General features: G+C 44.4%; 12 protein-coding genes. 4 read left to right on the forward strand and 8 right to left on the reverse strand.

Features of this window, described 5'->3' with window-relative positions; genetic code table 11:
* The first annotated feature begins 497 nt into the window (after window positions 1–497).
* Window positions 498–782, forward strand: coding sequence for a hypothetical protein (locus F6K63_RS08635; protein WP_008185529.1), 285 nt, complete (start codon window positions 498–500; stop codon window positions 780–782).
* A 42-nt stretch (window positions 783–824) separates the two neighbouring features.
* Window positions 825–2,975, forward strand: a complete 2,151-nt coding sequence (locus F6K63_RS08640; RefSeq protein WP_008185531.1) for an ABC transporter substrate-binding protein — start codon at window positions 825–827, stop codon at window positions 2,973–2,975.
* 11 nt (window positions 2,976–2,986) lie between these two features.
* On the opposite strand, the gene F6K63_RS08645 is transcribed toward F6K63_RS08640, so the two are convergent.
* The 4 genes from F6K63_RS08645 to F6K63_RS08660 form a co-directional block, all read right to left on the reverse strand.
* Window positions 2,987–3,136 (reverse strand): hypothetical protein, encoded by a 150-nt coding sequence (locus F6K63_RS08645; RefSeq protein ID WP_154659825.1) that lies wholly within the window; start codon window positions 3,134–3,136, stop codon window positions 2,987–2,989.
* 791 nt (window positions 3,137–3,927) lie between these two features.
* The gene (locus F6K63_RS08650; RefSeq protein ID WP_008185533.1) at window positions 3,928–4,161 is read right to left on the reverse strand and encodes a pentapeptide repeat-containing protein; all 234 of its coding nucleotides are present in this window, start codon (window positions 4,159–4,161) and stop codon (window positions 3,928–3,930) included.
* A gap of 138 nt (window positions 4,162–4,299) precedes the next feature.
* Window positions 4,300–5,298: a 7,8-didemethyl-8-hydroxy-5-deazariboflavin synthase subunit CofG gene (gene cofG, locus F6K63_RS08655; protein ID WP_287311815.1), complete on the reverse strand. Its 999-nt coding sequence runs from the start codon at window positions 5,296–5,298 to the stop codon at window positions 4,300–4,302.
* A gap of 285 nt (window positions 5,299–5,583) precedes the next feature.
* Window positions 5,584–6,261 carry a helix-turn-helix transcriptional regulator gene (locus F6K63_RS08660; protein WP_008185536.1) on the reverse strand — a complete coding sequence of 226 codons (678 nt, stop codon included), beginning with the start codon at window positions 6,259–6,261 and terminating at the stop codon, window positions 5,584–5,586.
* A 296-nt stretch (window positions 6,262–6,557) separates the two neighbouring features.
* Between F6K63_RS08660 and F6K63_RS08665 the strand changes: the two genes are divergently transcribed.
* Together F6K63_RS08665 and psbA are read left to right on the forward strand one after the other, a co-directional pair.
* Window positions 6,558–6,767, forward strand: coding sequence for a hypothetical protein (locus tag F6K63_RS08665; protein WP_287311706.1), 210 nt, complete (start codon window positions 6,558–6,560; stop codon window positions 6,765–6,767).
* Between the two features lie 762 nt (window positions 6,768–7,529).
* The gene (gene psbA / locus F6K63_RS08670) at window positions 7,530–8,609 is read left to right on the forward strand and encodes a photosystem II q(b) protein (protein WP_008185538.1); all 1,080 of its coding nucleotides are present in this window, start codon (window positions 7,530–7,532) and stop codon (window positions 8,607–8,609) included.
* A 290-nt stretch (window positions 8,610–8,899) separates the two neighbouring features.
* On the opposite strand, the gene F6K63_RS08675 is transcribed toward psbA, so the two are convergent.
* The 4 genes from F6K63_RS08675 to F6K63_RS08690 all read right to left on the reverse strand — a co-directional run bounded on the left by F6K63_RS08675 (window position 8,900) and on the right by F6K63_RS08690 (window position 14,283).
* Window positions 8,900–9,256, reverse strand: a complete 357-nt coding sequence (locus F6K63_RS08675; RefSeq protein WP_287311709.1) for a four helix bundle protein — start codon at window positions 9,254–9,256, stop codon at window positions 8,900–8,902.
* Window positions 9,257–9,339: 83 nt separating this feature from the next.
* Window positions 9,340–10,290, reverse strand: coding sequence for a formylglycine-generating enzyme family protein (locus F6K63_RS08680; protein WP_287311711.1), 951 nt, complete (start codon window positions 10,288–10,290; stop codon window positions 9,340–9,342).
* 27 nt (window positions 10,291–10,317) lie between these two features.
* Window positions 10,318–13,173, reverse strand: coding sequence for a formylglycine-generating enzyme family protein (locus F6K63_RS08685; protein WP_287311713.1), 2,856 nt, complete (start codon window positions 13,171–13,173; stop codon window positions 10,318–10,320).
* A gap of 12 nt (window positions 13,174–13,185) precedes the next feature.
* Window positions 13,186–14,283 (reverse strand): AAA family ATPase, encoded by a 1,098-nt coding sequence (locus F6K63_RS08690; RefSeq protein WP_287311714.1) that lies wholly within the window; start codon window positions 14,281–14,283, stop codon window positions 13,186–13,188.
* Window position 14,284: the final 1 nt, after the last annotated feature.

Raw genomic sequence — 14,284 nt, forward strand, 5'->3', positions numbered from 1 at the left:
ACAGCGGGATGATTGTTGCGATAGGTTAGCGCCTAGGGAATAGGAAAAGAGAGAGGAGTTTGGGGAGATTTGTTCCCTACTCCCTGCTCCCTGCTTCCTTATTAAGTAACTTCAATCATCCCCTATCTATCATTAGAGCACTACGCATTAAGAGGATATCTGAAAAGTTTTTTGATACTGAATTTTGCCCCCCTAGCCCCCCAATTCTGGGGGGAACAAGAATCCATTTGTTGGTAAAAGTCCCCCAAAATTGGGGGATTTAGGGGGCTTGAATGTAGCAAATGAGACTTCTCAGACAACCTCTAAGGTGTTTGACATTGTCTTGATGCAGTCGCTCATGGGGGGAACCCCCAAAACCGCTTAGGTGCGCTTTCCGCATTAAGAATTAAATTCGCCACGGGTCGCACCTCTGCATCGCTCCTAAACTCCGAAACTTAGTCATAACTTACTTCTAACTTCTGACTTCTAACTTCTGACTTGCGCGTAGCGCTATACCTATGGCTGACATCACACTAGGCAACTTGATTGCCCTGATCCTTGAAGAAGTATCTGACACCCTCGACCAGACAAATTCTGACAGCACTACAGAAACGAATTTAGAGGTTACAGATGTTTATTTTGATATTCCAGCCCATTTATACCTAAAAACCGATGGGCAATTTTTAAGTCAAGAGAAAACAAAATCACGAGTAATGATTAGTTTACCTTCAACTATAGAAACTCCCCCTGTCGGTAAACTAGGTCGCATCCGCATGACTATCGCTCCTGAAAAATCACGATAAGACTACTATTCCGAAGTTAAACACTTTTGCTAGTAAACTACTATGACTAATGAGGAATCATTAACAGCCAGCAACGGCAATACAAAAGGTAATACAAAAAACAATACAAACAGCAATACAGAGGAAAACACGGAATGGCAGCTAGCGGAGATGGTTGATGCGATCGCTGCTGAAATTGACCGTGCTGAAGATACTCTTTCTTTGAAATCTTATGCCCGTGGCAAGTCTATGGCGATTAAACAGCTTCAACTCGATATAGAAGTTAAGCTGCGCCGTACCTCTGACGGTAAAATCTTATTTCGGACTACAGACCCTGGGGAAAATAGCGCTACTGTTATCAAACTGGATTTTGCCCAAGTCCTAGAAAGCCAGTTACAAGGAGTGCGTAAGCAACTTGATCAACCGATCAGCACTAGGCCCCTGGCTACTCTACCTGGTATTACCGAGGCTGAGATCAAACAATTAAATGGCATTGGGATTTACTCAGTTAATGACCTTGAAGGCTACAGCCAAACAGCGGCAATGGTAGCTGAACTCAGCCGCAAAACTGGAATTGCTGATTCACGGATTCGGATATGGCGACAGCTACCGTTCTTGAGTGAGGTGAAACCAGCAAAAGGACTACCCGGAAGCCAGGTTGTGATTGAGGGAGGTAATTTTGGCGATCGCGACCCTAATGCCGCAGTTTTCTTCCAAGGTCAAGCAGTACAGATTCTTGAGTGGAGCAAGTCCCGTTTAATTGTTACCATGCCCGAAGTAACAGGCTCTGGTGTCTTGTTTGTAGTTATCGATGGTCAAAGCACCAATCTGCTGTCTTGGGAAGCAATCACCGTTGATTTACGAGTGCGAAATATTACTATCACACCAGATCAACCATTAGCAGGAGACCTGATTACCATTGAAGCGGATCTAATCAATCAAGGGAATAGTTCTTCTGATACCTTCGAGGTACAGTGGACAGTGGATAACAAGCCGCAGCCAATCCAATCCCACGGTCCGTTGCAGCCCAATCAGCGATCGCAAGACAGCAGTATCCGTCGCCAGCTCAGACTCGACCCTGGTTCCCACACCATCCGCTTCACTGCTGATCCACACCAGAAAAATTTAGACCTAAACCGAGCTAACAGCACCTTTACCAGAGAGATTGAGGTTAAAGGTCTAAACCAACTAACCATTGCTGATTTTCGTGATATCAATACCCTTGACCCACTACTCAATATTAACTACCCTTCAGCGAATATGAACTACGGTCCAGGGGATGTGTTGAGCCTAGTCTTCCGTGGTTTGGGTCGTCTTGATCCAAAAACAGGAGCTTTCGTAACCGATATTGCTACTCGTTGGTGGTGGATTGAAAATAAGGAAAATAATACTCGAATAATTTATTTCCAGCTTTCTGAAGAAGTGAGTTTCCATGACGGAAAACAGCTTACTGTAGCTGATGTAGAGTTTACCTATCAGGTATATAAAAAACTTAACTCAAGCCCAAATAAGCGGGTGATAAACATAATCAGAGATATCAATGTCGTTAATGATCGGATAATCAGCTTTGAAGTACTGTGGCCTTTTCTCAAAGAAGAGGAACGCAAAGACGATAATTCTGATCAAGTTGATATTGACAAAGATGATACCATTACGCCCATTGACCGGGAGCAGATTCAGTCTATCGAGAGCATTGATCAGATTGAGTCTATCGAAATCGTTGACCAACCACGCCCCCGCCCCATCGACATTGCTGAGTCTCCACTACCACGCTACATTGCCTCTGTGATGACTATCGGTATAGTACCGCGCCACGCTTACAATCAAAAAAGTTTTCAGCTGAAGCCCATTGGCAGTGGACCTTTCCAGGTTGAGAGATTTGACTCAGGCCAAGAAATTGTACTGAATGCTTTTCCCAAGTATGTAAAAGGTGCGCCACGATTGGATCGTATTGTTATTTCTGTCCTAGGGCAGCTTGATGCAGTCACAGAGGTAGTAAGTAGTAACAAGTATAATGCTGCGGTGCTACCATATACTGAGAAACTCTATAGCCAGTTCAATAACAGAAAAGATTGGACTGTAATCCCAACTCCCCTCAACAAACCGGAGCTACTTCACCTACAATCTTCTAGTCTTCAGGAGCGATTACCCAACGATTTCGATACTAATTGGAATGCCCATCTTTGGTACTTTTATAGGGAAATCGTATTATAGTGGTTATGCTATTATGAAGGTTGGCGACGGGTTTTTAGTGCGTAGGGTGCGTTAGGGGCGGACTTGCCCTTATTTTTATCCTCGTAGGGTGCGTTAGGGACGGGCTTGCCCTCATTTTCTGCCTCGTAGCCAGTGTTGGGATAGCCCGTCCCGTAACGCACCGTCAAAGTTGGGATAGTCCGCCCCGTAACGCACCACCAAAAGTGTAAAAAAAATCCCAATTAAAGTAGGGTGGGCAAATTGATATTATCTAGAATACTCACCCATAACCAAAATGTTTTTTTTTGCCCACCCTACAACCTACAAGTCAGTAGGGTGGGCAAATTGATATTATCTAGAATACTCACCCATAACCAAAATGTTTTTTTTTGCCCACCCTACAACCTACAAGTCAGTAGGGTGGGCAAATTGATATTATCTAGAATACTCACCCATAACCAAAATGTTTTTTTTTGCCCACCCTACAACTAATGTCAAAAAAAATCCCAATTAAAGTAGGGTGGGCAAATTGATATTATCTAGAATACTCACCCATAACCAAAATGTTTTTGCCCACCCTACAACTAATGTCAAAAAAAATCCCAATTAAAGTAGGGTGGGCAAATTGATATTATCTAGAATACTCACCCATAACCAAAATATTTTTGCCCACCCTACAACCTACAAGTCAGTAGTCAGTAGGGTGGGCAAATTGATATTATCTAGAATACTCACCCATAACCAAAATGTTTTTGCCCACCCTACAACTCTGAAGAATAGGGGATTCTGATTCCAGAAATTTCAGGGAAATATGACCAGTTCGACAGAAAATGTGACTTGATAATACTGAGAGGTTGTCTGAGAAGTTTCATTTGTTACATCCAAGCCCCCGTTGGTCCCCCAATTTTGGGGGACTTTTAGAAGCAAATTGACTCTTGTTCCCCCCAAAGTTGGGGGGCTAGGGGGGCAAAATTCAGTATAAAAAAACTTGGGAGATATCCTCTGAGAGAAGTAATGAAAATCCCAGTAAAATAATTACCCAGTAATACTGTAATCCACTCCTAGCATGGCTAAAGGTCGCTCCTTTCAAAAGAGCATTGGTGAAGTCTACACCTCGAAGGTCAGCGTGGTTAAAGTTTGCTCCTGTAAGGTTTTGACCCTTAAAGGAGCGACCTTGGAGATTTTGGCCAGAGAAGTCGGATAACATAGTTGCTACGTACTTGTTGAGCACACTTCCTGTTTGACATCAGGCTTGTCGGTCAATCGTTTCACCTCTGACGAGACGAAATTATCGGAATCTTGGTTCCAGTGCTGTTCAACACCTCTACCAATTACCCATAACCAATTACCTATCACCAATTCGCCATCTCTCAACCACCCGTTGCAATCTCGCAGGTAACCAACTGTCATACTTAGGATAAACTGGCAAACGCGCTACTAACGTCCATCCAGCCGGTTCAATCACTTCGCGCAATCGATAACTATGGGGATGAGGATAATCGGGATTCACCTCATCCTTAGGACTAATTCCTCCTAAATCCCGTGCGCCAGCCTCCAAACACGCTAATAGAGCAGAAGACTGTTGAGGCAAGTTCCCAACAGTATCAACTAAATTGGGAGGAATTTGGATAGTAATATCCAAGGGCAAAATCTGACGCGCCTTCCGAATCACTTTTAGTAGCTGATTAAGACCGAAAGACTGACTATGAAAGATTTCTGTAGTGCCCTCACTGTAAGGTTGCAGGATGACCTCTTGGATATGACCATACTCACCATGAATTTGTGCGATCGCATTTAAACTTTCCCACCAATCCTGCTCAGTTTCACCAATGCCAAACAACAAACCGGTCGTAAAGGGAATCCCCAATTCTCCCGCCCATTGCAACTGTTGTAGTCGCACCTCTGGTATCTTACTGGGAGCATAGCAGTGAACGGTTTTGAGCAACTCCGGTGTTAATTGTTCCAACATCAACCCCATAGACACATTCACCTGCTTGAGTCGCGCCATCTCCTCCCAACTCAACGGTCCAACATTAGTATGGGGCAAAAATCCCAGAGACAAAGCCAGGTCACACAAATCATAAATTAGTTGAAACCAAGCCTTGCGCCGTGAAGACCTAGGATGAACCTCACCACTAAGAATCAGAATTTCACAAACACCCTGACACTGAAGCAACCTTAACTGATTTTCCGCATCCTCCACACTCAACCAAGGACTGCTCCCCGCTTCCGCCCGAAAATTGCAGTAGCTACAGCGATTAAAGCATTCATAAGTGGGTACCAAAGTGTAGGCAGGGCTGTAGGTAATGATTTGGGAATCAGATTGGGAATCAGAAACGTCCATAGCAACAAACACCCGTCAAAAGAGTCCTATGATAATTGTTAATTATCAAGTAACACTTTAAGCATTCAGCGGTCAGCGGTCAGCGGTCAGCGGTGAGCTAAAAGCTCACGCTACTTGAGGTGCGGTCAGTTGGCCTTGGGCTGATAGCACCTCAAGTAGCACCATCTGTAGCGCATAAGCACCTCAAGTAGCGTGCGCATTAGCTGATAGCTGATAGCTGATAGCTGAATGCTTTCTTCCCGACTCCCGATTCCCGACTCCCGATTCCCTACTCCCTACTCCCTATTAGCTACTAACTAATGCCTGTTGTTTAGCATAAATATTTTTCAGATGCTTCTTAACAGTATTGGTAGTAATATAAAGCCGAGCTGCAATTTCTTTGTAAGACATTTTAGCTTTCTTAAGCAACCAAACTTCAGCTTCTCGGTTAGTCAATCCATATTTTTTAGCATCAGTAATAGCAGCATTATAGTAAGAATGATGGCGATTTTCTAGAGTTACTAACAGATATGGTTCTGCTTGATTATCCAAAAATAACCATCTGACCCTAACTCGAAATGTTACTGAATTATCCATTTTGATTTCCGACTCAAGAATCATTTTCTGCCCAGAAAACCAATCGCGACTATCAATTAACCCTTCGCACACTCGCCAAATTGACTCAGGGATAGAACTCATCTGTGACTTATCTTGACAAAGTTGACGACAAATGCTAAGCCCACGTTCATTAGCATGAACCCACTTTCCTTGAGACGTCAGAATCAAGACACCGTCAACAAACCCTTCAAGAATAGCTTGTAGGAGGAATTGAGAGTTATTCGATGGTAAACTAGCAATTTTAGACTTATTTTCCGAATGACTGAGCTGATTGGCCTTCGGCCACACTACGCGATTGGCCTTCGGCCACGCTACGCGATCGAAACCTTTGACTTGGTAGTTAATCTGGGACTCTAAGCTATACATGTTGAATCTCCTTCAATACCCATAACTCTCCGAATTACCCAAGAACTCTATACAGAGATGGCTGAATTGAGTAACTCGTTCTGGCTTACTGATACAGTCATTTTTATAGGCGAACTCCTGTAGCTACAATGAGCAAGCTACAGATTTCCCAAATTCGTTGCATTTGTTTGCAATCAAGGGTAGCCAGGTGAAGGGACCCGAAGGAAGGTGAAGTTGGGTGCATCTCAGTTTTGAAAATTTTGCTAGTGGTGCTTCAGGGGGGGCTTCATTTTTGGCGTTGCTGAATTAATGAATGAATGAGCGATAATCTGGTTTTGTTGAAGCCCCCTAAATCCCCCAAGCGAGGGATTGCTCGCTTGGGGGACTTTGAAAGTTTTATTCCCCCCAAAATTGGGGGGTTAGGGGGGCGAAACCATACCCAGAATCAGCAACGCCTCATTTTTCGCCTCTTAGTCAGGGTTATGTTGCTGCCCGTAACGCACCACCGTGTCAAACAGCAAAAATGAGATGCACCCGGTGAAGTTTTTCGACAGTTATTGGTTTTTTATTTGTTTTGTGGCTTAAAAATCCGAAATTCTACTGTTTAGGGGTGTTGCTCTATATATATCTCTCTATAAATACCATTAGATCACGGCAATGTGTAGAAATAGTGAATGGGCTAGCTAAGCCAAGTCATGAAATGTAAGCATTCAGCCCTCAGTAGTCGGTCTAACTGCCCACCCTAGGATTAATCCTAGTGATTAATCCTAAATCTGGTCACGAAAGCGATCGCACTTTTTTTATTAAGTAATGTTAAGTATTAGGTGGGCAGTGCATCACACAGATAATGAAGCTTGAAAAGCCCTTTGCTAGGCACTGCCCAACCTACGATTCATCTAGGATTAATCCCTAGGATTAATCAAAATTGTCCCAGATATCAGTAAATATTGACAAAAGCAATCACTACTATCTTTGTTAAGCAATGTTAAGCTAATATAGCAGTGGTTCAAACGGATTAACCAAGCTGGCCATAACCTGGCTAAGCCATGCCTAGCCTAGGATTCATCCCTCTGATTCATCCCTCTGATTCATCACCATTGTGGGAGCTATCAGTCATCTTTCAAGAAAGCGATCGCCATTTTTTTATTAAGCAAAGTTAAGTAGTTTTAAATAAAGTTAAGATTAAACCTGTAAAATGTATTTATCTTCAGCATTGTATTAGGATAAATACAGACAGGCGAAACAAGCCTGCTGAACCTAGATAATCAAATAAACGCAATCATCCGAACATGACTACCACATTAAACCAGCGTAACGCTAACGTGTGGGATCGGTTCTGCGATTGGATCACTTCCACCAACAACCGCCTATATGTAGGCTGGTTCGGTGTACTGATGATCCCTACATTGCTAACCGCTACCATCTGCTTCATTATCGCCTTCATCGCTGCTCCCCCTGTGGACATTGATGGAATTCGCGAGCCTGTTGCTGGCTCTTTGATTTATGGCAACAACATCATCTCTGGTGCTGTTGTTCCTTCTTCTAACGCCATTGGCTTGCACTTCTACCCAATCTGGGAAGCAGCTTCCTTAGATGAGTGGCTCTACAATGGTGGTCCTTACCAGCTAATCGTCTTCCACTTCCTTGTTGGTATCTTCACCTACATGGGTCGTCAGTGGGAGCTGAGCTACCGTCTAGGCATGCGTCCTTGGATCTGCGTTGCTTACAGCGCTCCCTTGGCTGCTGCTACCTCCGTGTTCCTAATCTACCCCATTGGACAAGGTTCCTTCTCCGATGGTATGCCTTTGGGAATCAGCGGTACCTTCAACTTCATGTTCGTGTTCCAAGCTGAGCACAACATTCTTATGCACCCCTTCCACATGCTGGGTGTAGCTGGCGTATTCGGCGGTTCGCTGTTTAGTGCTATGCACGGTTCTTTGGTGACCTCCTCCTTAGTGCGTGAGACCACCGAAACCGAGTCTCAGAACTATGGTTACAAGTTCGGACAAGAGGAAGAAACTTACAACATCGTTGCAGCTCACGGCTACTTCGGTCGTTTGATCTTCCAATATGCGTCCTTCAACAACAGCCGTGCCTTGCACTTCTTCTTGGGTGCTTGGCCTGTAGTAGGCATCTGGTTTACCGCTTTGGGCATTAGCACCATGGCGTTCAACCTGAATGGCTTCAACTTCAACCAGAGCATCATCGACTCACAAGGTCATGTAATCAGCACCTGGGCTGATGTTCTTAACCGGGCTAACCTAGGTTTCGAGGTAATGCACGAGCGTAACGCTCACAACTTCCCTCTAGACCTAGCTGCTGGTGAAGCTACTCCTGTTGCTTTAACTGCTCCAGTTATCAACGGCTAATCTAAACTTGGCTTAATTGGCTGAGTTTGAAAGAAGCGCTCTCCGTTTGGGGAGCGCTTTTTTGTTTGGAAGTTAGAAGTTTGAAGTCAGAAGTCAGAAGTTTTTATGAAGTCAGAAGTCAGAAGTCAGAAGTTTGAAGTTTTTAGAAAGTTTGAAGTCTATTCGTAAGCATTCAGCGGTCAGCGGTCAGCGGTCAGCGGTCAGCTTCTTTTATTAAAAAGCTGTTTCCGTAGCTTGGCCAATAGCTGTTTGCGTAGCGTGCGCGTAGCACATAAGCTGATAGCTTACGTCTATTCTTTGAGTTTTTTGACGGTGGTGACTAAGATTTTAATAATTTCTTCGGTTTCTTGGATTAGTCCTTTGAACTTTTCTAATGATACCAGTTCAGCTTCTATTAGAACCTCTAACCAGTATTTTGTTTCTCTTGCTTCTTTGAGAGCAATTTGATATTTACTGATAAAATCTCTTCGGGATTGGGCTGACTGAGCTTCACTACAATTAGCTCCGATAGAAGTTCCTGACCTTAATAACTGATTCGCTAACGTTCTAGGAACCTTAGATTCTTCTTCTAACCAAATGCAAGCTTTGACTATTCTAACCGCAAACTTTTTTGTTCTGTCCTGAATTGAAACTTGTTGATAACTCAAATTATTTCTTCAAACTTGGCCTTTGGCCACGCTACGCGAACAAACTTCAAACTTGGCCTTTGGCCACGCTACGCGAACAAACTTCAAACTTCTGACTTCATCCCGGCGCAAACTACACGAAAACCAAATTCCTTGTAGCGGTAGTCGCGCCTAACGTAGAGGTTGCGAATCGCAGAACGGCAGTAATCAGGATCGTTGACCCAGGAGCCGCCCCGCAGCACTGAATATGAGCTTTTATCCTGATTATTGGCTGAATATGACTGATTTTCAGTATTGACATTTTCCGCTTCATTACCATCGATCCAAGCACTGCCGTCAGTGGGCGCACCTTCGTAGTTAGAATGCCAATCATCAGCGCACCATTCCCAAACGTTCCCGTGCATATCACTGAGTCCAAAAAAGTTGACGACTTCAAAATATCCTACTAGTGTTGTTTCCTGACGGTATTCTCCTTTTGGCTCTCTACCATAAGATCCTGACCATTCAGAGTCTTTATCATCGGTCCCGCGATAATTAGCCAAATCTGTTGTGATGGTTTCTCCGAAGTGGAATGGGGGATAGGATGCTCCAGCTTCCAGGTTAAGGGGTTCTGTTACCCCTCGACAGGCATATTCCCATTGGGCTTCAGAAGGTAGTCTATAATTCCTTCCTGTTAGCTTAGAAAGGCGGTTACAGAACTCTACTGCTTCATACCAATTGACTCGTTCAACAGGTCTTCGCCATCTATCTATTCCTTGATAGGGCTCTTTAAAATAAGAGGGGTCTGGATCTAAATCTAGATTGACCTTAAGTTCAGATCGAGAGGCGATCGCTTTCCATTGAGCTTGAGTAACGGGATAACGTCCCATTAGAAACGAGGAAATATTTACATGATGTTGGGGTCTTTCATTGTCACGACTCCCTTCTTCACTCTCTGGTGCGCCCATGGTGAAGGTTCCATCAGGGATTAAGACCATTTCGAGAGGGATACCGTCTATGTATTCTCTGTAGCCTCGAAAGGTTTGTTTTGGGCGTTTTATTGCCAATTTTGGCATAATTCTTCAAACTTCTGACTTCTGACTTCATCCAGTTCTCCCGGATACGCACAATACACGAAAACCATTATAGTCGTAGCGGTTGACGCGCCTATAGATGAGGTAGCGAATCGCAGAACGGCAGATATTAGGATAGTTGTTCCAGGAGCCGCCCCGCAGCGGTGATTTTGGATTATTTTCGTCATTTGTGGCTGAATTTGGATTATTTTCAGCCTTGACATTTTCCGGTTCATTATTCTCAATCCAAGCACTGCCATCTGTGGGCGCACCTTTGTAGTTATCATGCCAATCATCAGCACACCATTCCCACACATTCCCGTGCATATCATATAACCCAAAAGGATTCGCAGGAAATTGACCCACAGGGGTGGTTCCCTGGCTTATTTTTCCTGGTGGTTCATCCTGATAAGTTCTTGAGGCGTTGTAATTGGCTAACTCTTGGGTAATCGTCTCTCCAAAGTAGAATGGGGGATAGGATTCTCCACTATCAAGGTTGAGGGGTTCTGTGACACCTCGACAGGCATATTCCCATTGCGCTTCGGAAGGCAGTCTATACTCCCTTCCGGTTAGCTTAGAAAGCCGGTCACAGAACTCTACTGCTTCATACCAGTTGATCATTTCAACGGGGCGCTTCTCTCCTTTAAACCTTGAGGGGTCTGGATTTAAGTCTCTCTGGACTTTCAAGTCTGTCATTAATGCGATCGCTTTCCATTGGGCTTGAGTGACGGGATATTTCCCTATAAAGAAGGGTTGGAGTGTGACATCATGTGGAGGTGCTTCATTACTTCTGAAACTTCTGACTTCTGACTTCTGACTTCTGACTTCATTTTCTGGGGAACCCATGGTAAACGTTCCTCCAGGGATAGCCACCATTTCTAGTCCGACATTATCGGTTAGGGTTTCAGTGAAGTAAGAAGCGGTGTAGGTTGTGGTTTTAATGATTTCCCCCTGATGGTTAACAGTCGGGGTTTTAAATGTCCACTGTTGTAATTTCTCTTCATCCTCCTCTGGCTCCTCTTCAAAAACAATGGTGGGAACTTCCGCTTCAAATTCAAAAGGTTCTAAGTTGTCAGTGATATCAACTGTCCCCTGATCAATCTCTTCTTTCTCCCGTTTGCGTTTCGCTACTTTTTCACTTAGTTCTTGTGCTAAATTGGCGTATTCTCCTCCCCAAGTCGTGAAAACTGCTGCTTTGACTTCGGCAAAATAGAGTTCTCGATCCCCAGCAACACCTTGAACAGACCCGCTTGGGTTGGGAATCAGTGCTGGAAAATCCCGCAGACTACCATAACGGTGCTCTATGAAATCTCCAATTTCCCGCCAAATCTCAGTGGTGCGTTTAACTGGACTATTTCCTAGCAGTAACTCCCGAATTCCCGGACGAAATTCATACCAAGTTTCGGGAACAGTTGCCTGGTCTGGCCCCAAGGAAGACTTTTGGATCAGACCACTAAAAAAAACTTCTGCCAGATGCCAGTGTTCGCTATCATCGGTTGAAAACCACTGTTGTGCCAAGCGCATCACTGGAGGAATCAGGGGAACAGCAGCCAGAACTTCAGCAAGTTTTCGGGCTTTGGGGCTAGCATTAGCCAAGAATCCTCTCAGTAACTGTTCGGGAGGGCGTTGCTGAATTGAAGTATGAATGCGCGATCGTCTGGTTTTGCTCAAGCCCCCTAAATCCCCCAACTTTGGGGGACTTTCAGAGTTTTGTTCCCCCCAGAATTGGGGGGCTAGGGGGGCGGAATCATACCCAGAATCAGCAACGCCTTCGGTAGTTTCCGCCACTGATTCAGTAGGATTCGTTGTGTTTGTTTCGGAGCTATCCTGTCTAATATCCTGTCTAATTAAAACCCCTTGAATCGAATTGCTGCCACTCCCGGTGGTAAAATTCGCCCAAGTGCTCAAGTGGTTAACAGATAAATTGAAAATTGGAAATTGATATAACCTAGCCATTGTACGAAGCCTAGCTCCTACTTCTAACATGGAGTTAGGGGACTCTGGCTGACGAGCAATTAATGGTCGTTGAATTGCCTGATCTAGACCTGTGCGCTGCCATAGGGTTTGAGGAAAAACATGGGCAATACTAACAGGATGCTGTTCTCCTAATTCTGCTAAAACCTCAAAGGCTTGACTGGAATACCAAGCTTTTCCCAAAGTATCCGTTAAGGCAATAAAGAGTCGATGTCCTCCTGGTGCAATCAGGCTACGAACATCCCGTTCAATCCGGTCAACACCTGAAAACAATTGGGGCGTAGGTTCTCTTGTATCGAAGTGCCAAATCCGGACATCCCGGAAAAACCCTTGCCAGCGAAAAAGGGTTGCCACCCCTTCTGCTAAATCTCCCCAAAATGCCATGGAAGGGGAGCAATCAATCAATAAATGTACCTCAAACCATCGCTCTAGGGGAGAACGAAATGCCAGCATTGGCAATCCATCAGCTTCCGCTGTTTGTTCAACGGTTGCCTCAATATCCAGTTCATTGGCTAGCAGTCCAGGAACACGTTTAGATAAAGGCAACAGTGCTTTACTGATTTCCCTAGGTTTCGGTAAGGGAAAGGGGTCAGGAACACGAATAGGAGAGCTGTAATTACTGGACGATGATTCGGGTTTTTGAGGGGAAGTCGGGGCATGGTCGGACGGTTTAGGATAAGTCCTAATCGGTATCTTTTGTTCTGCTTTTTCTGTTACTGAGGGAGGAGTCTTTGGATAATTGTCTGAGGGATTTTCAGTGGATGATTCCTGATACAAATAGTCTAAATCCTCTGGTGGTTTGATGTCTTGAGACAATGGAGGAGCAACAATACGATCTACGTGAGCCAAGCACCAGATCAGCTCTGCCACTTCTGTATCATCTTCCCACCATTGATTTTTTTCACTCACCATTTACCCCTGACCTCACAGTGATTTGAAGATAGTATTCAATACATCTTTCCGTTTTTCTTCAGTCAGGTCATCTCCTTGTAGTAATAAATAGATAGCATTCAACAATTGATCCGTCGCTAACGTTGTGTCTCTTGCCTTAATCCGTGTCAAAAATTCCTTGATTAATTTCCGAGCTGGCTCATCCAGTTGCTTTAAATCGGTGGCATCAAAGCGGTTTTCTAAAATTTGATAAAAACCCTCTTCGGTATCAGGTTGCTTGAGAGATAACCGTAGACATCGGCGTAGAAAGGCTGGTGGAAACTCCCGTGCTTCATTACTGGTCATCAAGACTAAGGGAAACTCTTGACATTGAATTAATCCTTTGTCAACCGAAACTTTTTCATCACTATCATTGCTGTGACTGCGGTAAGGAAGTACCTTTTGGGAGTCCGTGTTTAAGCGAGAAAGTTCTGGAATCTCAAAAAATCCTTCCTCAAATATATGTAAGAGATCATTGGGCATATCAATATCACTCTTATCAATTTCGTCAATTAACAGCACTGCCGGTCTACGGGGTTGAGATTGATGAAATGCCATACCCATTGGTCTTAATCTTAAATAGTCACCAATGTCAGGCTCTTTTATTCTCTCTGTGTTACCAACTTGTTGCCTCAGTAAAGACACTTCTTGTAGTCGCCCAATGGCATCGTAGGCATAGAGACCATCTTTCAAAGTAGTGCGAGAAACAATTGACCAGCGGTAAGGCCCCGGTAGTCCCAGTTCAGCTGCTACTGCATAGGCTAAGGATGTTTTGCCGCTACCGGGATTTCCTTCAATCAGTAAAGGGCGACGTAAACACAATGCAGCATTGACCAATTCTACGGCTTGCTTGGTCGGAACAAACCCCAATGCCCTTGGATTAATATTTCTTTGGATGTCTTGGGTATTTTGTGATTCTGCTTTTTTACGCCATTGCTCAACTGACAGACCAAAGGTGCGCCAAGGGGGGGGTGGTGGCATACGACTCAGATGCTGTTGTTGCTCTTTTGAGCTTGGTAAACTTCCCCTAGTGAGGGTTAAGCCCCGGTAGATGCGAAGATCCTGCTGGTCAGATGTTGGGTCCTTTGGCATT

The sequence above is a fragment of the Moorena sp. SIO1G6 genome, from assembly GCF_010672795.1.
In the GTDB taxonomy this organism is placed as follows: Bacteria; Cyanobacteriota; Cyanobacteriia; order Cyanobacteriales; family Coleofasciculaceae; genus Moorena; species Moorena producens.